Annotated in this window: 16 protein-coding genes and 1 pseudogene; 3 read left to right on the forward strand and 14 right to left on the reverse strand. The window is 44.1% G+C overall.

Features of this window, described 5'->3' with window-relative positions; all coding sequences use genetic code 11:
- Positions 1-402 precede the first annotated feature (402 nt).
- Positions 403-1,728, forward strand: a complete 1,326-nt coding sequence (gene dgt / locus Q0110_RS14770; RefSeq protein WP_297908006.1) for a dGTP triphosphohydrolase — start codon at positions 403-405, stop codon at positions 1,726-1,728.
- Between the two features lie 532 nt (positions 1,729-2,260).
- On the opposite strand, the gene rsgA is transcribed toward dgt, so the two are convergent.
- From rsgA to folP, 12 genes and pseudogenes are all read right to left on the reverse strand, one after another.
- On the reverse strand, positions 2,261-3,193 hold the full coding sequence (gene rsgA / locus Q0110_RS14775; protein ID WP_297908009.1) for a ribosome small subunit-dependent GTPase A: 933 nt from the start codon (positions 3,191-3,193) through the stop codon (positions 2,261-2,263).
- Between the two features lie 95 nt (positions 3,194-3,288).
- Positions 3,289-3,852, reverse strand: a complete 564-nt coding sequence (frr, locus tag Q0110_RS14780; RefSeq protein WP_297908012.1) for a ribosome recycling factor — start codon at positions 3,850-3,852, stop codon at positions 3,289-3,291.
- 125 nt (positions 3,853-3,977) lie between these two features.
- Complete coding sequence (locus Q0110_RS14785) at positions 3,978-5,150, reverse strand: MFS transporter (protein ID WP_297908015.1); 1,173 nt, start codon at positions 5,148-5,150, stop codon at positions 3,978-3,980.
- A gap of 3 nt (positions 5,151-5,153) precedes the next feature.
- Complete coding sequence (locus Q0110_RS14790) at positions 5,154-6,026, reverse strand: carbohydrate kinase (protein WP_297908018.1); 873 nt, start codon at positions 6,024-6,026, stop codon at positions 5,154-5,156.
- Between the two features lie 176 nt (positions 6,027-6,202).
- The gene (locus Q0110_RS14795; RefSeq protein ID WP_297908021.1) at positions 6,203-8,008 is read right to left on the reverse strand and encodes a DUF4980 domain-containing protein; all 1,806 of its coding nucleotides are present in this window, start codon (positions 8,006-8,008) and stop codon (positions 6,203-6,205) included.
- 128 nt (positions 8,009-8,136) lie between these two features.
- Positions 8,137-10,800, reverse strand: a complete 2,664-nt coding sequence (locus Q0110_RS14800) for a substrate-binding domain-containing protein (RefSeq protein WP_366139684.1) — start codon at positions 10,798-10,800, stop codon at positions 8,137-8,139.
- A 130-nt stretch (positions 10,801-10,930) separates the two neighbouring features.
- Complete coding sequence (gene pyrH / locus Q0110_RS14805; protein WP_297908026.1) at positions 10,931-11,641, reverse strand: UMP kinase; 711 nt, start codon at positions 11,639-11,641, stop codon at positions 10,931-10,933.
- Positions 11,642-11,718: 77 nt separating this feature from the next.
- Positions 11,719-11,978, reverse strand: a pseudogene (locus Q0110_RS14810) (nucleotidyltransferase domain-containing protein).
- Positions 11,979-12,132: 154 nt separating this feature from the next.
- On the reverse strand, positions 12,133-13,335 hold the full coding sequence (locus Q0110_RS14815) for an acetate kinase (RefSeq protein ID WP_297908029.1): 1,203 nt from the start codon (positions 13,333-13,335) through the stop codon (positions 12,133-12,135).
- Between the two features lie 28 nt (positions 13,336-13,363).
- A complete protein-coding gene (gene pta / locus Q0110_RS14820) occupies positions 13,364-14,377 on the reverse strand; it encodes a phosphate acetyltransferase (protein WP_297908033.1) in 1,014 nt (337 codons plus the stop codon).
- A gap of 127 nt (positions 14,378-14,504) precedes the next feature.
- Positions 14,505-15,290, reverse strand: coding sequence for a diadenylate cyclase CdaA (gene cdaA, locus Q0110_RS14825; protein ID WP_297908036.1), 786 nt, complete (start codon positions 15,288-15,290; stop codon positions 14,505-14,507).
- Positions 15,291-15,324: 34 nt separating this feature from the next.
- Positions 15,325-16,164: a dihydropteroate synthase gene (folP, locus tag Q0110_RS14830; protein ID WP_297908039.1), complete on the reverse strand. Its 840-nt coding sequence runs from the start codon at positions 16,162-16,164 to the stop codon at positions 15,325-15,327.
- A 129-nt stretch (positions 16,165-16,293) separates the two neighbouring features.
- Here folP and murF point away from each other — a divergent pair, with 129 nt between their 5' ends.
- Complete coding sequence (gene murF / locus Q0110_RS14835; RefSeq protein ID WP_297908042.1) at positions 16,294-17,577, forward strand: UDP-N-acetylmuramoyl-tripeptide--D-alanyl-D-alanine ligase; 1,284 nt, start codon at positions 16,294-16,296, stop codon at positions 17,575-17,577.
- On the opposite strand, the gene Q0110_RS14840 is transcribed toward murF, so the two are convergent.
- Positions 17,572-19,797: a DUF2339 domain-containing protein gene (locus Q0110_RS14840; RefSeq protein ID WP_297908045.1), complete on the reverse strand. Its 2,226-nt coding sequence runs from the start codon at positions 19,795-19,797 to the stop codon at positions 17,572-17,574. The two genes, murF and Q0110_RS14840, sit on opposite strands and share 6 nt — an antisense overlap.
- Before the next feature lie 279 nt (positions 19,798-20,076).
- A complete protein-coding gene (locus Q0110_RS14845) occupies positions 20,077-22,926 on the reverse strand; it encodes a DUF6383 domain-containing protein (protein WP_297908047.1) in 2,850 nt (949 codons plus the stop codon).
- A 793-nt stretch (positions 22,927-23,719) separates the two neighbouring features.
- Here Q0110_RS14845 and Q0110_RS14850 point away from each other — a divergent pair.
- Positions 23,720-24,616 carry a PfkB family carbohydrate kinase gene (locus tag Q0110_RS14850; protein WP_297908050.1) on the forward strand — a complete coding sequence of 299 codons (897 nt, stop codon included), beginning with the start codon at positions 23,720-23,722 and terminating at the stop codon, positions 24,614-24,616.
- The last annotated feature ends 49 nt before the right edge of the window (positions 24,617-24,665 follow it).

Consider the following 24,665-nt stretch of genomic DNA (forward strand, 5'->3'; position numbering starts at 1 on the left):
AAATTAAACGGTTTTATTTTAAATAATAATAGTAACATAGTATCATTAGAACTAAATCAAATTAATATATTTAATTCGTTTAGAAATGATGAAAAATTGACTAAGTGTTATCGAACACACTGGAAAAAGTAGATATGGCTTTTATTTTTGTTGCGTTTTAACTTGTCCATATAGTTGTTTTATGTATATTTGTCTGTTGAAATATGAAAAACGACTTAGTTCTAATGAAACTAAGAACAAAGCACATTTAACAGACATTTACTTATATTGCCAACTTTTGGAAACTCTTTTCAGGTTCCTTCATTTTATAATACAATCCGCAATTCTAAATTTCTTCTACAATATTTGACAAATTGAATAGATTATCTTTACATTTGTACATATATAATATATGTATTGACTATGAACTGGACCCAGCTATTATCCGGCAAACGTTTCGGAATGGAAGAATATCACGAGCGGAAACATGAGAGAACTGATTTCCAACGTGACTATGACCGTCTGATTTTCTCATCCCCTTTCCGAAGACTACAAAACAAGACACAAGTTTTCCCCCTTCCTGGAAGTATCTTCGTGCATAACCGGCTTACACATAGTCTGGAAGTCTCATGCGTAGGACGCTCTCTAGGCAATAACGTAGCAAAAGGACTCACACAAAAATATCCGGAAGGCAGTGTCAATTTCCCGGAGATAGGTTCCATCGTATCAGCGGCTTGTCTTGCCCATGACATGGGAAACCCTCCATTCGGGCATTCCGGTGAGAGAGCGATCTCCGCTTACTTTTCCGAAGGGAACGGACGGAAACTGGAAGAGAAAGTACGGCAGGAAGGCGGTCGCTGGGAAGATTTCATCCATTTTGAAGGTAACGCAAACGCCATGCGGTTGTTAACTCACCAATTCATCGGACGTAGAAAAGGAGGATTCGCCTTAACATATAGCACATTAGCTTCTATCATCAAATATCCTTACGCTTCTGTTTATTCTGGAGAAAAAGGGAAATTCGGTTTTTTCCAATCAGAAGAGAAAAGTTTTCTGCAAATCGCCCAAGAGCTAGGAATCGGACATAATCCGGAAGCCCCGGATAAATATATCCGTTACCCGTTAGTCTATTTGGTCGAAGCCGCAGACGATATTTGTTATCAAATAATGGATATAGAAGACGCCTGCAAGCTACATATCCTGACTACCGAGGAAGCGATACAATTGCTGTTGGGATTCTTCGAAGGTAAACGGTTGGAACATATCCGTAAGGTCATGCGTATGGTAGACGATACCAATGAGCAAATCGCTTATTTACGTTCTTGTATTATCGGATTATTAGTTGATGAATGTTCCCGGGTCTTCCTAGAGAATGAGGAAAACATCCTCAACGGGACCTACAACACACCGTTGATCAGCAATATATGCGATCAAGCCAAACAAGCATACGCCAAATGCTCGGATACGGCATACAAGAAGATATACAAGGCAAAAGAAGTTCTCGACATAGAATTGGCCGGCTACCACATTTTCAGTCATTTAATCGACAGCTTAACCGAGGCCGTGATGAACCAAGAGCATGCTTACAGCAAACTGCTCCTACAACGGATACCGGAGCAATACGACACGAAAGCTCCCACCACATACGGTAAAATACAATGCGTACTCGATTATATCTCAGGCATGACCGATATATACGCACTCGATCTGTACCGTAAAATCACCGGCATGAGCCTACCGGCTGTTTAACGGTTAATAAGAGAGCCAATCCTCTCGATTATTCTTAGTTCCAGCAACCTATTCAGTATTTGATTATCAATGCTGTTCCGAGCCATACGGCCATGAGCCAATCGATATACCCTAAAACCACTGGTTCCGAATTGTTTTCCAATTTGGCAGTAAAGATCTTTGTGGTCAGTCCTAAACAAATAATTAAATAAATCCATCATATCCAATTCATTTTATCGTTTTCTATAGATTACTCCAAAACTTCCAAAACGAATAGGATAAACGTTCGTTTTTTTTATTCAAAAATATCAAGATGACTCACATCCGTTAAAAATCAGTCATTAAGTTGTGAATATATTGTGATTCTTATAATTACGAAGCTTGAAAAATAAAAATGTTCCTTATCTTTGTCACCAAAACCTGGTAAAAAAACGAATAGTCTAAACGAAGGTTTTCACTCGCCATTTTTATAACGACACTAACCTGTGCAAGATCTCAAGACCCCACATAAATATTTACAAAACAGAGATTTATAACAATCTGTGATAACTTGTCAGAACTCTTCCCGGTACTTACTTTCCATACGGTCATCCAAGATACTCAGATAACTTTTATAGCGGGACTCGCTGATCAGCCCATCACTAACGGCTTGAATGACAGCGCAACCCGGTTCATGACGGTGCGTACAGTTATTAAAACGACATTCTTCCGAGTATTTGAACAACTCCCGAAAATAATGAGAAATCTCAGCATCTGCCATTTCAATTGTACCGAATCCCTTGATACCCGGAGTATCGATCAAATAGCCTCCATAGGGAAGAGGTATCATCTCGGAGAAGGTAGTCGTGTGCATACCTTTGTTATGATATTCGGAAATATCTCCAGTACGAAGATTAACGCCCGGAACAAGCTTGTTGATAATCGTGGATTTTCCAACACCTGAATGACCGGACAAAAGCGTAACCTTATCTTTCAGATCCGCTGTCAAGGCATCCAGACCTTCCCCTGTCCGGGCACACAATGTCGAACAAGGATAACCAATCGAGGTATACAACTCGATTAATTTCTCCAACGCCTTTTGATCCTCATTATTATAACGATCAATCTTATTGAAAACCAATTTAACGGGGACACGATACGCCTCTGCGGTCGCCAGGAAACGATCAATAAATATTGTTGTTGTTATGGGATAATTTACCGTAACGATCAGCATCGCCTGATCTAGGTTTGCCGCGATAATATGCGCTTGTTTCGATAAGTTAGAGGCACGGCGGATGATATAATTCTTACGCTCCTCAATCTCAGTAATAAAAGCGGTTCCTTCCTTATTTATATTGATTACGACACGGTCTCCTACCGTAACCGGATTGGTACTCCTTATGCCTTTCAGACGAAAGTTTCCTTTGATCTTACTTTCTATATCCCGTCCGTCTTCTGTACGAACCGTATACCAACTACCTGTGTTTTTTATTACCAGTCCCCTCATGAGAATTGAAAATTGAGAATTAAAAATTGAGAATTGGAATAAGGGCCCTATGGAATTCCTTAATTTTCAATTCTCAATTTTCAACTTTCAATTATTTAAACAGTCATTACTTCTTTTTCTTTAGCAGCGTAAAGTTCATCAATCTTTTTGATAAACTTATCATGGATTTTCTGAACCTCTGCCTCGGCGTCTTTCTCTACGTCCTCGGGAACACCGTCAGACTTGATACTTTTCTTCAAAGCGTCGATTGCGTCGCGACGAGCGTTACGGACACTGATCTTTGCGTTCTCTGCCTCCTGCTTACATTGTTTCACCAATTGACGGCGGCGCTCCTCGGTCAACGGAGGAATACCTAAACGGATCACCTCTCCATTATTCTCCGGTGTGATACCCAGCTCTGAATCCAAGATTCCTTTCTCGATATCGCGGATAATCTTCTTCTCCCACGGAGTGATCATGATAGTCCGTGCGTCCGGAACTGTCACCGTAGCCACGTTGGTAAGAGGAACAGGCGCCCCGTAATACATTACCTTCACACAATCGAGGATTTTCGGATTGGCCTTACCTGCCCGAATGTGAGACAATTGCTCGTCCAGATACTCAATGGCGAACGTCATCTTCTCTTCCCCTGCTTTGATCAATTGTTTCGTATCTATCATAAATTATACGTTTTTTGTTTGCGAATCTTTTAATTAACAAAAGTAATAAAGATTTCTAACTTCGCAAACATATAATTAAAATACTCCCTAACAAAAGATTGATCTTACCGCATAATAAGTATCTATCAATGTTTACTCAATTTGGGCGTAAAGAATAACAAATAGGCCACACCCACGCACAGCACCAGCACCGCCCCTATCTGAGAGGCCAACATATCGGATGCCACTCCCATAAAAATAGGGAAGATCGTACCACCGAATAATCCCATAATCATCAAGCCGGATACCTCATTCTGCTTATTCGGCATAGAAAGCAGGGCTTGGGCGAAAATGATGGAGAAGACATTCGAGTTGCCAAAACCGATCAAGGCAATACAAACATAGATGATCTCTTTCGAATGGAATAACAGCAAACCAATCATCGCCAACAGCATCAAGAGGACACTAAAGGCAAAGAATCCTTTCGGAGAGATCTTTCGCAAGATAAAAGCACCGGAGAAACATCCCGCCGTACGGAAGATGAAATACAGGCTCGTGGCGAAACCGGCATCGGCCAAGGTCATGCCTAAACGTTCTATCAAGATTTTCGGGGCAGTCGTATTCGTCCCGACATCAATCCCCACATGGCACATGATACCGATAAAGCAAAGCAGGATAAAAGGTTTGCCCAGCAAAGCCAGACACTCGCCAAAGGTAGAAGGTCGTCCCTCTTCCTTGGTCTCGTGGATAGAGGTAGCTCCCAATAGCAGGATCGCGATCACGGCGATCACCATATAAACCGGGAACAAGACACGCCAACCAAGCCCCATCGACGGTATCGCCTGGGTAGCACCCCACATAGCGATATAAGGTGCTAAGAAAGAGGCGATCGCTTTCACGAACTGGCCGAACGTCAAGGAACTAGCTAGCTTATCCCCGCTTACGATATTCGATAATAACGGGTTCAAGGAAGTCTGCATTAAAGCGTTGCCGATACCTAGCAGAGAGAAGGATATCAACATAACCATATACGCATCGTCAAAGATCGGGATCATTAACGAAAGAAATGTTACGATCAAGCTCAATAACACGGTCTTTTTCCGTCCGATACGGTTCATCAACATACCCGTCGGGACGGAAAAGATCAAGAACCAGAAGAACACGAGCGAGGGGAAGATATTCGCCTCCGAATCACTCAGGCCCAAATCCGCTTTCAGGTAATTAGAGGCGATACCCACTAAATCCACGAATCCCATGGCGAAGAACGCCAACATCACGGGGATCAATTTCAACGATGAAACCTTTTCTTTTTCTTTCATGACTTACAAGTTTTCAGGATAAGCGGGCCACGCACCATTTTGAGTACAAACATATGCGGCTACTTTCACCGCTTTCTCATGAGCCTCAGACAAAGATTTTCCCTTCAGGATGGAAGAGATAAAAGCTCCGGAGAAAGAATCGCCGGCACCTACCGTATCCACTACTTTCACTTGCGGTGTCAGGATTGAAGACATTTCTGTCTCGGAATAGATCGTGCTATATTCCGCTCCAGCGGTAAGAACCAAATAATGAAGATCGTATTTTTTCATAAACCAAAGGCAGATTTCCTCAATCGTACCTTCCAAGCCAAACATCGAGCGAAGCATTTCCAGCTCCTCATCATTGATCTTGAATACGTTCGCCAACTCTAGCAACGACTCGATCAATTCCTTCGAATAGAAATGTTGACGGATATTGATATCGAAAAAGCGTAAGGCATGGTCGGGCATATACGAAAGCAGGGTACGAAGCGTCTCTCGGGATTCTGCGGCACGTTGCGCCAACGTGCCGAAACATACGGCGTCCGCACGTTTCATCAAGTCGATAGACGCTTGTGTAAGAGGGATATGATCCCATGCCACACCTTCGATGATCGTATAAGTAGGAATGCCGTTCTTCAGCTCTACCACCACGCTTCCGGTCGGATATTCCACCGTACTGATATAATTACTATCGATACCGTTCTTATCCAGTTCCTGAATGATCTCGGTTCCGAACACGTCGTTGCCCACGGCGCTGATCGCGTAACCTTCCGCTCCTAATTGGGTAGCGTGATAAACAAAATTAATCGGAGCTCCACCGGCTTTCTTTACATCCGGGAAAACATCCCACAACAACTCTCCAATGCCTACTACTACTGGTTTATTCTTTTCCATGATATCTATATTTTTAAAATTAATTTCATCTAGTTGTAGAGACGGGGCGTGCCCCGTCTCATCCTGTCAAAATGGTAACTAAAATGGCAATTAATAATACTATCGGTATGTGGTGAGACGGGGCACGCCCCATCTCTACAACTGGGTAGTATCAAAAACAACCATACAAGGTATAATTATTTGAGAGGGTAGATCGTTAATGACGTAACCGTAAACGCTCCTCCCTTCGCATTAAAACGAATGCGGTTATAGGGTTCTTCCGGGAATACAAGGTTGGTCATGACAAACTCCCCATTCCCATCGAAAGCCTCTATACTTGATTTATCTACCAGCAAACGCAACGTATATTCCTTAGCGGCAGAAATCGGGGCTGAAGTAGCCGTAGCGAATGTCTTGCTGAAATCCGTGATCCCGCTATTACGGCGATCCATCGTAAAGGTATTATCCAAAAGATTATAATGCATCTCCACTTCCTCTCCTTTCGAGTTGGACAGTTGGAAACTCATGATATCGGCTCCGTTATTCTTAAACTTGATCTCGACCTCATACGTTCCCGTATTATCGGAAAGAATCGGATCGACCTCATGGGAACGGTCTACCTTAAAGGAACCCTTCTTCCGGGCTTTCCCTCTCAACTTCAACACCTCGGGAGACGGGGTACTACTTAAATACGTCTGTCCGTTTTTCGTATAAAGAACCAAGTCGCGAGGAACCGAGTTCGCGCTCCGGTATTGCAAGGTCGGTACGTTATTCGCATATTCCCAATTGCTCATCCAAGCCAAGGCGATCTTCCGGTCTCCCGGAGCGTTACTCCAAGTAACTGTCGCATAATGATCCTTACCGTAATCCATCCATTTGGTCAACGCCGGAGATTCATTCACAAACTGTTTCCCATCGAACGTACCCACGAAATATTGGGTAGCGGAACCGCCAAACGGACCGCCGGGATTAATATTACAAATCAACACCCATTTCTTTAGCTCAGTGCCCTTCACCGGAAGCTCGATCAAATCCGGACATTCCCAAACACCCGCATGCGCTCCTTGTCCTTCCCCGAAACTACTCTCGTACGTCCAATCCTTCAAATTAGGAGAAGAATAGAGTTGCATCTCCTGTCCTACGGCCAGCACCATGATCCATTTATTGGATTCCTTATGCCAGAAAACTTTCGGGTCACGGAAATCACGTTGCGTAGAGGTCAGGATCGGATTCCGGTCATATTTCTTAAACGTACGCCCGTTGTCCAGACTATAAGCCATACTTTGCACTTGCCGATCACTGGCCGAGGTATAGAAAGCCACGATAGCGCCAGCTCCAAACCCGGCGGTATTATCCTTGTCTACCACACAGCTACCGCTAAAGATCGTACCCAAGGCATCCGGGGCAATCGCATCCGGTAGGTGTTCCCAATGAATCAAATCCTTGCTGATCGCATGCCCCCAGTGCATATTGCCCCACATGGAGCCGTAGGGGTTATGTTGATAAAACAGATGATACTCGCCATCTTTGTACACCATGCCGTTCGGGTCATTCATCCATCCCCAAGCCGGCGAGAAATGATAGGCCGGACGGTACTTCTCACGGTTTGTGGAGTCAAACTGATCGGACAATCTCATCTCTTTCCAGCAGAGAGCCGATTCCGGAATAAGCTGGAAATTGAAAGTGATAGGCCGATCTGCATATCCGGAAAGATCTACCGGTACGAAATAATCCACCTTATCAACAGCCAGACGAACATTTATCGTCTGTACCACGTCATTATCAATAATCATATAGAGCTTGGATTCCGGCGAGGATTCCTCTACCGGAAGCAACAAATACTTGGCTTGCGCATCCACACGGACAATACTTTGCCCTTCGCCTAGATGCTTTATATCTAGAGTCGGATCTGCCGCATATCCAGCCAACGGATCGACAGTACTTAATAAAACGACACCGACAACCATACATAAACTTTTAAGAAGTCTCTTTGTTTGTTTCATAAATGAACGGATTAAAGGATAATAATGTTTGATTCTCTGCCAAATTTAATGGGATTCTTTAGGATAGAAAAATGTTTATCCCTTAAAGGTGAGGAGATATGACATTTGTGATAAAGATCGTACAAATGTTATTGATATTCGGTAGGCGTAACACCGTAGATCGCCTTGAAACATTTAGAGAAATAAGCCGGCGAAGAGAAACCGGTCCGATAAGCGATCTCACTCACCGTATACGTATTTTGCCTCAACAACAGGGTCGCTTTATTCAAGCGATAGTTACGCAGGAACTCGACCGGGGTGGTTCCGGTAAGCTCCTTGATCTTCCGGTGAAGGTGCCCCCGGGATAATCCCAAGGTCTCGCTTAGTTTCTCTACATTATATTCAGGATCCGCATAAACCGCCTCGATCTGTTCTACGAACTTACGCAGGAAAGTATCATCGATACTCTCCACCTTTTCCGGCTCGGATAAAGGGAGCTTATTATCCCGCAACTTCTCCAACAAACGTTCCCGTAACTTCTGGCGCTCTTGTAATAAACGGATAATCTTTATCTTCACGTAATCCATATTAAAAGGCTTCTGTATATAGCCGTCGGCACCACCGGATATACCGAAAATCCGTTGGCGCTCATCTGTCAAGGCTGTTAGCAAGATCACCGGGATATGGCTAAAGGGGAGTTGAGACTTGATTGTCCGGCAAAGCTCGAAGCCATTCATCTCCGGCATCATCACATCGCTTAATACCAATGATATCTCCTCCTCTTCCAATACCCGCAACGCATCCTTTCCGTTCGTAGCTGTCCGCACCTTGAAATGGAGAGCAAGCTCACGTTCCAGAAATCCCCGTACCTCATCGTCATCCTCAGTGATAAGTACCGTATAGGGGTAAGTCTTTGCGAGCGTTTCCTTGATTTCCGAGTCATCCAACCGGGAAGCTTCATAAGCTTGATGGGATACGGACGTTTCTATCAGGTCGCTATCCGCGAAATGCGCCTTTCCTTTTCGCAGGTAAACCGTGAAGGCAGTCCTTTGTCCCGGTTCGCTCTCCACACGGATCTCTCCTCCGTGCATACATATATATTCTTTTACCAAATGCAACCCGATCCCGGTTCCCATCGACCGGTCCTCCGTATAGAAACGATCGAACAGATGCGGCAGGTTACCGGGTTGGATACCGCTTCCCGTATCAGTAACCCGTATAAAGACCCGATCTTCCTCTTCCGTCAGCTCTATCCGTACGCTACCACCCTCCGGCGTGAATTTAAAAGCGTTCGAGAGAAGATTGACAAATGCCTTCTCCAATAAATCAGGATCAATCCATAAATCACAAGATCTCATCGAGGAAACGAACGTATAGGAGATCGTGCGCACCGAAGCCATGCTATCAAAATAAGATTTGATCTCGCCAATGAAAGGGACCAAGTCGATCTTCCGTACCTTCAGTTTCTCTTGCCTGTTTTCCACTTTCCGGAAATCCAGTATCTGATTGATCACACGCAACAACCGGTTGGCGTTCTTTTGGATCAACTGCAAATCCGGGGCATAAGGGGATTCTCTCAGCAAGGAAACCAAACGGTCTAAAGGGGCAAGGATCAAGGTCAAAGGCGTACGAACCTCATGAGATACATTCGTGAAGAACTGGAGTTTCTGGGCCGTCACCTCTTCAATCTCAGCGTTCAGGGTGATTAGCTTACGGTTCGCCTGCCTCATCTTCCGATTCATATAAAAGGCATAAATAGAAAGAACGATAAAGCCGACCATCAATAAAGAGATCACGCCCAAAGAGTTTTGCAGGAAATAAAACCGCTCGGACAAACCATCGATACGGGAACGTTGCGCCTCGATACGTTGCTTATACTTCTGGAGCTGATCCGCTTGCAACAACAAAGTGCGAGCAGACTGGTGGTCTACCGGAGCTGTACGAAGAGGGATAAACTTATCTACCTGCTCGCCCTGAATGATACGCATAGCCGTGCGAACCACTTGCTCTCCTCCTGTCGGATACAAGAAAGAGGCGTTGATCCGTCCATCCTCCACGGCTTCCAAGCCGGCTCCCGCTACGGCATCTACTCCGATAATCCGCAACTCCCGTCCTTTGATGGAATCCCATGCCATAAAGTATTCCCGGGCGGCTATAGCCATCATGTCGTTATGGGCGTAAACGAAATCCACATCCTCGGGATGCTCTAGTTTTTTAAGTTCTACCCGGGCCGTATCGATCAGCCATTGTCCCTCCAATCTCCGGAAAGAGAGGTCTTCTCTCTCTTTCAAGGCATCGACAAAGCCTTTATGCCGTTCTTGTGCCGGGGAGGTTTGCGTGAGTCCCCATATCTCTAAGATAACAGCGTTCGGGAGAAGATAATTAGCGGCGTAATTGCCTGCGGCCAATCCGATCTCATAATTGTTCGCCCCGACAAAAGAGGTGTATTGGTCGGTATTTACCTTGCGGTCTGTAATGATCGTCGGGATTCCGGCACGGTACGCTTCCTCGGCAACCGCCGTAATCGGCTCGGATTGGTAAGGGGAGATGATCAAGACATCCACTTTTTGGTGGATCAAGTCTCGTATTTGCCGGATTTGTGTCTCGTTATTGTTTTGCGCGTCCTTGATAATAATCTCCACATCATCATAGTTAGAGGCTTCGATACGCATATCGTTAATCATCGCCTGCCGCCAAGCATCGTCCAACATACATTGGGAGAGGCCGATAACGTGCTTCTTCTGTTTCCCTGAAATCGTGCAACCGCACAAGACGATCAAGGTTAACCATGAGAGTAAAAGGAGATGCTTCATAAACATAAACGGCAAGAGTTACCGCACCCGCTTTGTAGCGGTACCGCAACCTATGTACAGTAAAGCTGCAACCCACGTGCAATGACACAGCAATGCGGGTTGCAGAAATAAGATGCTACGAAGTATATTATTAATTATGTACTAGCGTTCCGATATTCTCTCCGCTCATCACTTTCTTCAAGTTGCCGTTGGTATCCATATCGAATACGATGATCGGGAGGTTGTTCTCTTTACACATCGTGGTAGCGGTCAGGTCCATTACCTTCAAGCCACGGGTATAAATCTCGTCATACGTGATATCGGAAAACTTGGTAGCCGTAGGATCTTTCTCCGGATCGGCGGTATAGATACCGTCCACACGGGTACCTTTCAGCATGACATCCGCCTCGATCTCGATACCTCTCAAGGAAGATCCGGTATCCGTAGTGAAGAACGGATTACCCGTACCGCCGGACATGATTACCACGTGGCCTTGTTCCAGCAACTCGATCGCACGCCATTTATTATAGAACTCGCCGATCGGTTCCATACGGATAGCGGTCAATACCTTCGCCTTCACGCCTTGGGCAACCAAAGCGGAGCTAAGCGCCAAGCTATTGATCACCGTCGCCAGCATACCCATCTGGTCTCCTTTTACCCGATCAAAACCTTTGGAAGCGCCACTCAACCCGCGGAATATATTACCGCCACCGATCACGATACCGATCTGCACGCCCATCTCGGCGATCTCCTTGATCTGTGCCGCGTATTCATTCAAGCGAACCTCATCGATCCCATATTGTTTACTCCCCATCAGCGACTCACCGCTTAATTTTAATAAGATACGTTTGTATTGAGCCATGTTTTGTATATATTTAATATGTAATTCCGCAAAAGTAATGATTTATTGAAGGCTTGTGATAATTCGCAAGATCCTTATCAAACATAGATTCCGTCTTTAAGAATATTATTTTTTAGCGCAGGCCGTAAAGAGTCTCTTAATCGGCCTAAATCCACCTTACATTTACAAAAAGACTCCAGACTTTTTCTAATGACACAAATACGTCTAAGTCACTATCCTCCCTATGTTCACCTCTAGCCACTGAACCAAATATCCCCAGTTCCTTAATCCCGAACTGAGCACCAAACTCTTTCTTGAATCTAGCCAATATCTCTTTATATTCTGCCGCAGCCCTCATAATGAATCATTTTTACAAAATTAGGAATTAATCTTATAGTATACAACAATAAACAAAAAAGATCGCCCCAACCGGTGTCGGGGCGATCTAAACACTAATCCCGTGTTCTGTAAGCTGCGAGGATTAGCTAAAATTATATGAAACTTTACTGGTTTTACTTTTTATCTAAGATCTCTAAGGTATCGGCGGCGATCATGAATTCCTCATCCGTAGGAACGACGATGATAGTCACCTTACTGTCCGGAGTGCTGATTACCATCTCCTCACCACGCATACCCTCGTTCTTCTCAACATCGATCTTCATGCCCATGTATTCCATGTTCTCGCAAACCGCACGACGGGTTCCCCATTGGTTCTCGCCGACACCACCGGTCCAAACCAAGATATCGCAACCACCCATAGCGGCAGCATAAGCGCCGATATATTTCTTGATACGATAGTTATATACGTTCAAAGCCATGATCGCACGGGGATTTCCGGCTGCCACGGCAGCCTCGATCTCACGCATATCGGAAGAGATACCGGAAAGGCCGGCTACACCGCTCCGTTTATTGATCAGGTCGGAAAGGCCGGCACCGTCCATGCCTTCCTTATCCATGATGAAAGACAACGCACCTGCGTCTACATCACCGCAACGAGTACCCATCAACAAACCCTCAACCGGCGTCAGGCCCATGGAAGTATCCACGCTCTTGCCATTCTTGATAGCAGTGATAGACCCACCGTTACCTACGTGAGCCGTGATGATTTTCTGCTCCTCATAAGGAACTCTCAAAATCTCACAAGCACGACGGGATACATAACGATGGCTGGTTCCGTGGAAGCCATAACGACGTACGCCATATTTTTGGTACATCTCGTAAGGCAATCCATACATATAAGCATAATCCGGCATCGTCTGATGGAAAGCCGTGTCAAATACCGCTACTTGAGGAATACCCGGAATCAAAGCCTCCATCGCCCGAACTCCCTTCAAGTTAGCCGGGTTATGAAGCGGAGCCAAATCCGAGCACTCGATCACCTTATTGATCACATCCTGATCGATCAATACGCTGGAAGCGAACTTCTCGCCGCCATGTACCAAACGATGGCCTACCGCATCAATCTCTTTATAATCCTTGATACAGCCATAAGTAGCGTCGGTCAATACACTTAGGATAAACTCGATACCTTGTTGATGGCCGGGAATCTCTCTATCGATAACAACCTTCTTCCCCTCCTTGTCTGTCAATTTCAGGAACGCGCCCGGTAAACCGATTTTCTCGATACCTCCTTGAGCCATAACCTCACCGGAGGTCATGTCGAATAACTTATATTTGATAGAACTACTACCGCAGTTCAACACTAGAATCTTCATATTATTTTGAGTCGTTTAGGATTGTATATTATTTTACGGATTTCAAACCGATGGATTGATTACATGCGATCGCTACCATCTTATAAATATCGTCTACGGAACAACCGCGAGACAAATCGTTCACCGGAGCGGCCATACCTTGAAGGATTGGACCGACAGCCTCAGCTCCACCCAAACGTTGAACCAGTTTATAAGCGATATTACCCACCTCCAAAGTAGGGAATACCAAGACATTCGCTTTACCGGCGATCTCGCTACCCGGAGCTTTCTTGCTACCCACAGCCTCTACCAAAGCGGCATCGGCCTGCAACTCCCCATCAAGCTTCAAGTCCGGAGCCATCTCCTTGGCCAGACGAGTAGCTTCCACTACCTTGTCTACCATCTCGTGAGAAGCACTGCCCTTCGTAGAGAAACTCAACATAGCCACACGAGGCTCAACGCCTACGATATTACGGGCCGTAGCAGCGGTAGCGACAGCGATACTAGCCAGTTCTTCCGCGTTCGGGTTTGGCATAACCGCGCAATCAGCGAATACCAAAATACCGTCATCACCATATTGGGGAGTTTTCGTGAACATAAGGAACGCGCCGGAAACACACTTCATGCCCGGAGCCGTCTTGATAATTTGCAAAGCGGGACGCAACACATTACCTGTCGTATTCTCAGCGCCGGCGATCTCACCGTCAGCATCGCCCGACTTAATCATCAGGCAAGCCAAGAACAAAGGATCTTCAACTAGAACCGCAGCCTTCTCGGGAGTCATGCCCTTCTTCTGGCGAAGCTGGAAAAGCAAGTCTGCGTATGCGGCTTTCTTCTCGTGATTTTTCGGATCGACAAGGGTTGCCTCACCAATATGGTTCAGTCCGAGACCTGCCGCCAAATCCTTGATTTCAGCGGGGTTTCCAATTAAGATGATGTCTGCTACACCGTCGGCCAATAATCGGTCGGCAGCTTTAAGGGTTCTTTCCTCGGTTCCTTCGGGAAGAACGATACGCTGCTTGTTAGCTTTAGCGCGCGCAATAATGTCTTGCATTAAATCCATAGCGGAAGATATTTTATATTATTTAATAATTGTAATCATAATCCGGCTACAAAATTAGGCATAATGCAATATAGAGTTTACAAAACAGGCAAAAGAATTACAGGTCGAGATACCAGTTTCAGATCTTTTAACAGTAATTCGTCACTTCCCGTTCCCCTGAGAGTATTTGTTGCAGTTCTTCCGCTGTCACATTCACACTTAACTTGCCTTTATGGGCTACGGAGATCTTTCCTCGCTCTTCCGAAACGATAATAACCAACGCATCTGTCTCCAACGCCATTCCCAATCCGGAACGATGGCGCAATCCCATATCCTTGGGAAGGGTGGCGTTCTGGGCGACCGGCAAGATACAGCCGGCGGCCTTGATCCGGTTATCGGCTATGATCATGGCTCCGTCATGCAACGGGCTGTTCTTAAAGAATATATTCTCGATCAAGCGGGCATTTACATCGGCGTTGAACATCTCGCCCGTATGCTCATAGATAGATAAGTCCATATCTTGCTGGATCACGATCAAAGCACCTGTCTTCTTCCGGGCCATATTCATACAGGCCAAAACAACAGGAGCGACAAATTTCCCTTCTTTCTCCGGATCGTCTCCTCGTTTGGAAAACAGTTTTCCCAGAAATTTCCAGCCCCGGTGCGAACCTAGCGCCAATAGGAAACGGCGAATCTCATCTTGGAAAAGGATTACCAAAACCACGAACCCCACGCTAATAAACTTATCCAAGATGGCTCCCATCAACCGCATCTCCAATACCTGCGAGATCAAGATCCACACGACGATGAACGATACGACTCCACTGAATATAGCCAATGTGCCCGAGCTTTTCATCAACTTATAGGTCTGGTACAGGAAGAAAGCCACCAGCAATACGTCGATCAAGTCTTTTATACCGAAATGCATCCACATAGTTAATAGAAAATTGAAAGTTGAAAATTGAAAATTATTTGTCGGTCATTTGACCTATGACGCGGACGGCTTCCACCGCCGCACGCACATCGTGTACACGGAGGATATTGGCGCCGTTCAAGAGAGCGTACGTATTCAATACGGTCGTTCCGTTCAGGCTATCCGCGGGGGTTCCACCCAGTAATTTATAAATCATGCTTTTACGGGAGACTCCGACTAATAAAGGCAACTCAAAAATAGAGAACTCCTTTAAATGGCTCATCAATTGGTAATTCTGCTCCAATGTCTTGCTAAAACCAAAGCCGGGATCGAGGATGATATCGTTCACTCCTAAAAGTCGAAGTTGGCGTATCTTCCGGGAAAAGTACAGCATGATCTCCTCCATCATATCCGAGTAACCGGTATGTCGTTGCATGGTTTGCGGAGTCCCACGCATATGCATCATGATATAAGGCACCTTCAAATCCGCCACGGTTTGAAACATGTCCGCATCTAACTCACCGCCGGAAATATCGTTAATAATCGCCACTCCATATTCCTCTACGCAACGACGGGCGATTCCCGCGCGAAACGTGTCTACGGATACCGGGATATCCGGGTAATGCTTCTTTATTATACGTAAGGCAAATTCCAGACGACGCATCTCTTCTTCCGGCGTAACCTCCGCCGCATCCGGACGGGACGAATAGCCACCGATATCTATCCAATCCCCTCCCTCCGACAAGATTTCCCGGATACGCTCCTCGATAGCAGCCTCAGTCTGTTTACGGCTACCCGCATAAAAAGAGTCAGGGGTAATATTCAAGATTCCCATTACCAAGGGTGTCGCCAAAGAAGTGAGTGTTCCTTTAATATTGAGCGTTTTATCTAACATGATCTTTCCTTATTTCCGGCAAAGATACAGGTTTCTCTCTTAAAATCTCCGTCTGGATTCTTCATTCTTTATTTAATTACTACATTTGCCCCGAATTAGACAGGAACAAATATTTAACGTAATATAGTCATGAGTATTATCGACCTCTATGATTTATTTATACATAACCCTCAAATAACGACAGATAGCCGGAACTGTCCGAAGGGTTCTATCTTCTTCGCCTTAAAGGGTGATAAATTCGACGGAAACCAATATGCCGAGAAAGCCTTGGCATCCGGTAGCGTTTATGCGATTATAGATAACCCCGATTATTATAAGGGTGAACGCACGATCCTTGTTGATAACGTGCTGAAGACCCTGCAACAGCTAGCGCATCATCACCGCAAGGTACTGGGCCTGCCGATTATCGGGATTACCGGAACGAATGGCAAGACCACGACCAAGGAGTTACTGGCTGCCGTACTCTCCACGAAATTCAATTTATTATATACCGAAGGGAATCTCAATAATCAGATCGGCGTTCCCCTGACGTTGCTCCGGTTGACCCATGACCATGAGATGGCGGTTATCGAGATGGGTGCCAACCATCCGGGAGACATCAAAGAGTTGGTTGATATCACTCTTCCGAATTACGGGATCATCACGAACGTGGGGTGCGCTCATTTGGAAGGATTCGGCTCCTTGGAAGGGGTGATCCGCACAAAAGGGGAACTCTATGATTATATCCGTCGCTCTAAAGGCAAGATATTTATCAAAAAAGAGAACGAGCATCTTCAGTCTATCGCCAAAGGTATCGAGCAAATCACATACGGAAACGGAAACGATTCTTTCGCTTCCGGGCAAGTAGTCCGCTGCGATCCTTTCTTAGTGTTCAATTGGAAGCAACAAGGAAAGTTGCACACCGTGGAAACCCATCTGGTGGGTAGTTATAATTTAGATAACGTATTGGCCGCCGTTGCCGTAGGCCGCTTCTTCAAGATCCCGGCAGAGCGCATCAGCCGTGCCATCGCCGCTTACGAGCCGACCAACAATCGTTCCCAATTTAAGAAAACCGAGAATAACCAATTGATTATCGATGCTTACAACGCGAATCCGAGCAGCATGAAAGTTGCCCTGGATAATTTCATCGCCATGCCCGTACAGCCGAAAGCCGTTATCCTTGGAGATATGCGCGAGCTTGGGCCTACCAGCGACGAATTGCACGCGGAAGTTGTCGAACAGATCAAGAATGGCCGGTTCGACAAGGTGTTCCTCTGCGGTGAGCATTTCTCCAAGGTAGGCAAAGAATTCTCCCCTTTCGCTACCACGGAAGCAATGGTGGAGATGCTTCGGAAGCAACCGTTAAAAGGTTATCATGTCTTGATCAAAGGTTCTCACAGCATGGGGCTGGAGAAGCTCGCGGATATCCTATAAGCGATCATCGAACAAGACGGTTTTCAACTTCTGATACAGGAAAGAGAGAACCAGCAATATAATTCCCAGGATTATGAATATGACTACCTTTCCGATCGTAGGCAAAAGCCATAGGTCTACCAGCATTAACTTTAGCAATACGATCGAGAAGGTAGCCAGGCTAATCATCCGGACAACTTTCAGGTGCAATCGCATGCCCACCGCCATTTGCATAAAGCCGGCAAGACTCAACGAGACTGAGAAACCTGCGCTTAACTCGTCCGGCAATCCCGACTGATTCAACAAATTATTCGTTCCTACTACCAGTAATATCGTAGACAGCAAACAAATATACAAGGTCATCCCGTGTGTACGCTTATCTTTCGCATCAAATGCCTTATAATAATATCGTCCCAAGATAAAAATATGCCCTCCTATTAAAAGCAAGGAACCCCACAATAGGAACCGGGGAATAAAGAGATGGCTCTCATTCCCGACCCAGAAAGACATTCCGACAAACAGGCATAAAGATATCCCCAAGAACAATCCGTATCCTCCCGCGTTTCTTGATACAGGCAAATAACTTCTCCCTAATAAAACATTCACGGCTAATAAAACCGCTACCGTAAATGTCTCGATATAGCTAAAAGACACGATCGCTGGATCTATATATGAATAGAAATCGAAAATAAAGGCTATATATAACACGACACATCCCGTCAAGAGAGGGCCTTTCGTCGATATTCTTGTAGGGCGTACCAGCCAAGCATCTACCCAGTACGACAGCCCCGTAAAAATACCGGTAGCGAACAGGCCATTTATAAATAGGGTAGAGTCCACGGAACCAGCCTCCATCAACCCGCGAAAGACGTCTATTCCGTATGAGCCCAACGTCAAGACCGGAAGTACCCAGGCGAATACCTCGTAAACCCGCAAACGGAAACGGTTATAGAACCAAAGGATGATCATTACCTCCGAGGCCCAAAACAAGGTTATGAAAGTTCCTTCCAATTGGATCGGGATCGTCACCGATATAAAGGTAAGAGCGATCCCCAATAAAGTATGCATCAAGAAAGAAAAAAGTTTCCCCTTCCGTTTAATCCAAAAGAAAAGAGCGAAGTTGACTGCGGCCACAAAAAGGGTTGTCATACCATTGTAATTCCGCTCAAGCGACATATTATGCAATAGGATAAGGGCAAAGAACAAGAATACGAAATTATTCAACCCGATCACTCCCAATAAATATTGATTAATCCTCCGGACATTGATCCGCACGATGGAGGCGACCGATAACAAAAAGATCAAATAGAAGGCGATAGAGAAAACTAGCAAATGCACTAACTGAACACCTCCCATCAAATCCAACTCCGTAGCATATATATAACCCGCAAAAACGATCCAAGTCAAGACGAAACAGATAACAGGCAGTTCCCCCCACTTCTTATAGATAGACAACCCGAACATCCCCAAATCCAAGATCATTACATAGGTAAACAATACTAAATAACTTCCATCCCCGCTACCCACCAAGAATGGGGCGATAAATCCGCCAACCAAGGCGATTACCGCCAATTCCCTACGGTTATAGAGTATAGATAAAGACGACATAAGCCCCATAAACAGCACAAGCAGAATAAAAGCGGCCGTCTGGCTAAACAACCCGTAATAATGATAGGCGATCGCCACCGTCACATAAAAGATCGCGAAAGCACCTCCCGCCAGCAAAGAGCTAAAGGTACGATAGGGGTCCTTCAAGCGCCAAGCCACGAATAGAAGCGCTCCACCCACCCCAAAGCCGAGTATCGTACGCAAGGTCTCGTTTATCCATTCCTTATCTATCGCATATTTCACGAAAAGCCCCATCCCTAAGACGAGTATCAGGATACCGATTTTTCCGAATAAGTTTTCTCCGATATACTTCTCATAGTTAACAGGTTTCTGCTTTCCAGGAGGCTGAAGGTTTTTTCTTGTAACAGGTTCTGGTTGTACGAATACTTCCGGCTCTTTCAAGATATCCGGCTCAGGTTCCTTTACCTTGGCTGATACCTCCGAGGTCGCTTTCGCCTCCTCTTTTTCTTCCTCCTTTAACACCGGAAGATAATTCCCGGATTCCAAGCGTTTACGTAAGGCCGCGATTTCCTTCGATAATTCTTCCGTTTTATCTTGGGATTTGGATATCTTATTATGTAAGTTTATCCAAACCATGATCAACAATAAAAGTATCAGTAAGGTATATTCCATGAATTCCGAGATTATAAGTCTGTCGCAATATACGTATTTATTCTCGTAAAAAATCTTCTTTCCACAAAAAAGTCCCAACGATATACGAATATCGCTGAGACCAATTTTTTATCCGGTTTCCTTCCTCACGGAAATACTATCGGAAGAACTTTTTTACTTTAGTATTAACCATGCTTTCACCTGTCGCAGGCTACTTTATCGCATGGAAATTATTTAATTCATATATTTAGATAGAGACGGAACATGCCCGCCTCTACTATATCATTTCGAATAAAATGATTACTTAACAACTACCTTAACAGCAGCCTCGCCCTCTACAGCTACAGCAACGATACCTGCCGGTACAGTGATTGTAGCGTTGTCTGAAGTAAGAACTGTCTCAGCGACAACCTTACCTAAGATGTTAGAGATAACAACAGACTTGCCGGCAGCGCCTTGGATGGTAACGGAACCATCGTTAGCTACTACAGAGATAGCAGAAACTCCTTCCTCAACGTTATCGTTAGATGTCGGACATAATTCAGTTGCAGCAACACTAAACAAATGAGCGTCAGTCGGAACAGAAGACCAAACCAAAACATTATTGATAACTTTCAAGAAATATGATTGTGGAGCATATAATTGTTTCTTATCCTCATCTTGACCATTGAATACGTTAACGGTATTCTCTACAATCAAATTTGTAGTACCATCTGTAGCCGCAGTTGTTCTAAATGCCATAGCCGCAGGATTTACGCTCATGTTTTTCAACGTATCAACAGCAGTAGCTTGTGATCTAACAATTGTCAACGAATCAGTACCATATACCTTAGCTTTTACAAAAGCTGCTTTTGCATAAGTAGTATAATTATGATCTTTATACAAGTATGCACTTTCTGTATCAGCATATCCATATCCATTATCATCAGCGACATAAGCAGAATCATATGGATTAACTAAATAATACATAAAGCCAGCCTCACGATCAACCTCAGAAAGACCATTACCAGTTGTTACATAATACAATGGTTTAGTAATATCCTTCACACAAGCAGTATCAATCCACAAGCCGAACAAGCTATCAATATACGGAGTTTGCTCAGCAGTCTTAACCTCTGCGAACAATGTAGTCGGATTCATGGAAAGAGCCTTACCATCACCTTCTGAAGAAGAAAGGATCTTATGAGAAGGAGCGCCCAACGTCGCATACTCAGGAGCCGGAGCTTTTTCGAATTTAACGAAATCATCGCGAACGTCATCCTCTGATACATAAACTAAAGCAGCAGTGTTTACATTAAAAACAACTTTTTTATCACTGGAAGAAATATATTCATTCGCTTCAGTCTCATCGTCATTAATTTCTGAGTAAACATTAACTGGAATCATCTTATATTCATCGGCCTTGTCACCATTCACGAAAATAAACTTCGTTGCAGAGCGATCCAAGAACTTAACAGCATCATAAGTATAATCAACATCATGAGAAACCTTATTATTCGTATACTGTTCAGATAAAGTATAAGCTACCGCAGACAAAGTATCTTTTAAAGACTGCGCACCCGCATAGTCTGAATAGTTCTTAGAAGATAAAAGTTTTTCCCAGCTATAAGTATTATTATCAATTTTATCTACAGACCACGTTTCAATAGCCACAGGATCAACCTTAAATTTGATTGCATTCTCAAATTCTGTAGATTTGATAGAGATCAAAGAATCTTTCGCATAAGCATACAAACCATCAACACCTTCCGTTCCTGATACTAAATTCAAGGCAAAAGCCTCGTTTTTACACTCTTCATTCGTGAAAGACTTGAAACCTAAGAAACGATCTTTAGCCTCTGTTACCTCCTTCGCATACACGAACTCGATTGTATCCAGATCGTATGTATAGACATTGTCTGCGACTTTATAGATTTCCTCGTAAGCAGGAACAACCACATATCCTGGATCAGCACTAGAACCTTGCATACGGCTAACTACCGCATAGCGACCATCTTCCTCTGCTACATAATATTGTCCTTCCAACTTAAAGTTAGACACAGAGGAGATAAAATCTGTAGTAGCAGTTGTCGCACCATAATACTTGTTGTAGTTCGGATTCTTCGCACTACCGTCTGAATTATGAGTATTCTTGTTCTTCAAGAAATAAACACCAGCACCATTAGGCAAACTAGCCGGAGTACCTGGAGTTTGAGTAAACGCTAAAGGATCACCCTGCTCATCAACACTTACTGTCAATACGTTCAAATTATCTATTTTAGCATATTTCAACACCGCATTATCCTTAGTACTGAACGGAGTACTAGTATTAGTTCTTTTCATCTCCGGAGCTGATTTGACAGTCAATGTCATTTTATCCGTTTTCAGATCCTTAACAACCTTAAACAACTGAAAATCTGCATTACTTACAGTATGTTTCTCATTTCTAGCATAAGTACTGTCTGCTTTCAGGATTGCACCAAAAACATTATCTTGACTATGGATCGTAGTAAATGTGGTATCAACTCCAATAAAGAAATTTTTCTTATCAGCTACCTCAAACTTGATCCACTCGCCTTCTTGGTGAGCTCTAACAACAACACCATCGAATGGATTCTTTGTAACCGCAGGATCAGCAATCAATGTAAATACAGAGAATTTTGAGATATTCTCAGCAGTTAACACTTTCGAACCAGGATCTTCCACATTTACAGCAGAACCAATAGTCGTAGGAATCGTAACATTCTTAGCCACACCCGGATTCAGATAAATCACTGTACCAGCCTTAACTGCAGCTGCGATGCTATAACCACTACCATTTGGCTTGAATTGAAATTCACTGATTCCTCCACGAATACTATAAGGAGCCTTATCACTCTTTGATACGGAAAGAACTACACCATCCTTATTTTTAATGGTATAACGCTGTACCCCAGTAGCCTCATCATAACCAGCCTTTGCGATATTCCAAAGGTCAGCATCATCTTTCGCTCCAAAAATAATAGAGTCCTTAGCAGTCTCATTGTAGTTATTACCAATTGTCAGATAACCGGCATCTGAACCAATGTAGTAATACTCCCCTGTCTTCACCTTATCAGGAGCAACAGCACCTGCGGAAAAAGCGGTCGCCAGAAAAGCTCCCGCCAAAAGAGTAGAAAACTTTTTGTTCATAATTCTAAAATTAATATTAATACTAGTGTTAATTAAAAGCTCTTCAATATTTCACCCCTTCAAATCGGGCACAAAACGACTAGTCTAAACCATCGTCTAAATCTTGCGTTTTTTAGTACCCAAACAGGAGATTTGTTTAAGGATTCCGTTGTTTCGTAAAGGATAACCTATCCTATTGATAAGAAAGAGGATAAACGATAAAAAAATAATGCGGAAGGGTTGTAAGTATCGAAGAAACGCGTACCTTTGCAAATGACTAGAAAAATCGATCGTTTACATTAGTCATTTCTCCCATTTTATTTCATCACACATAAAATGTACATCACCGATATAGCAGAATAGCCTCTATGCGTATCGCATATATTATAATGTACGCTCGTACATTATATACTATCTATGTCGTTGACCGATTCTCAATTCTTCCTTCTCAATCCCAACAAGCATATTTATTGGATAAGGTAAGTTTGAATATTCCCGACAGATACACCAAGCATTATTCGCCAATAGTATTATATACGGATTATCAGCATATTACATTTACCTGTATTTATAAATACAGGTAAAACCATTTACAATTATATGTAAATGGTTTTACAACCAGATGTAACGCCGTTTACCTCCATATGTAAATGCCTTTACTCCTAAAGGTAAATGCTCTCGTTTATATATGAAATACTTTCGCTCTCGCATGGAAATGCCTCGTTTATGCTTTTATTGGTCAAAATAATGACTATCCTATGTACTTGAACTCTTTTTTCATAAATTTGTCGCTTTATAATAAACTGAGTAAAAAATGAATACACACGAACTTTGCTGCGTAGGACATATTACCTTGGACAAGGTAGTGACCCCCAAGAACACTGTCCATATGCCAGGAGGAACATCTTTTTATTTCTCACATGCGATAAAGCATTTCGATGATATTGACTATACACTAGTGACAGCCTTGGCTGAGTCCGAGATGAAAACCGTAGAAGAATTGCGAGCTGAAGGTATCGATGTCGCCGTGATGCCAAGCAAGCATACCGTCTATTTCGAGAATATTTATGGGGAAAACCAAGACAACCGCACGCAACGTGTATTGGCGAAAGCAGATCCTTTCACCGTGGAATATCTGAAAAACATCGATTCCAAGATTTTCCATTTAGGTAGTTTGCTTGCCGATGATTTCTCTTTGGAAGTGGTAAGATATTTAGCGGGAAAAGGCTTGGTATCCATTGACTCGCAAGGGTATCTGCGGGAAGTGAGAGACAAGGATGTATTTGCCGTGGATTGGCCAGAAAAAAAAGAAGTACTTAAATATGTACACTTCCTCAAGGCTAACGAACATGAGATGGAGGTGTTAACCGGATATACCGATGCCGTGAACGCCGGAAAAGTTATCTACGATTGGGGCGTGAAAGAGGTATTGCTGACTTTCGGAAGCATGGGATCTATCATTTACGACGGTTCCACTTTCCATAAAATCCCCGCTTACATACCGAAGGAAGTAGTAAACGCTACCGGAGCTGGTGATACTTATATGACCGGATATCTCTATAAACGTGCCAAAGGCGCAAGCATAGAAGAAGCCGGACGTTTCGCCGCAGCTATGACAACATTGAAAATCGAAGGAATAGGCCCATTCAACGGTACCAAGGAAGATGTGGCCCGATGCTTGGAGACGGCGGAACAACGAATGCCGGAGTAATTGAGAATTAAAAATTGAGAAATGGGAATTGAAAATTAGTTACCTCTTT

Source organism: uncultured Parabacteroides sp. (genome assembly GCF_947855115.1).
Lineage (GTDB): Bacteria > Bacteroidota > Bacteroidia > Bacteroidales > Tannerellaceae > Parabacteroides.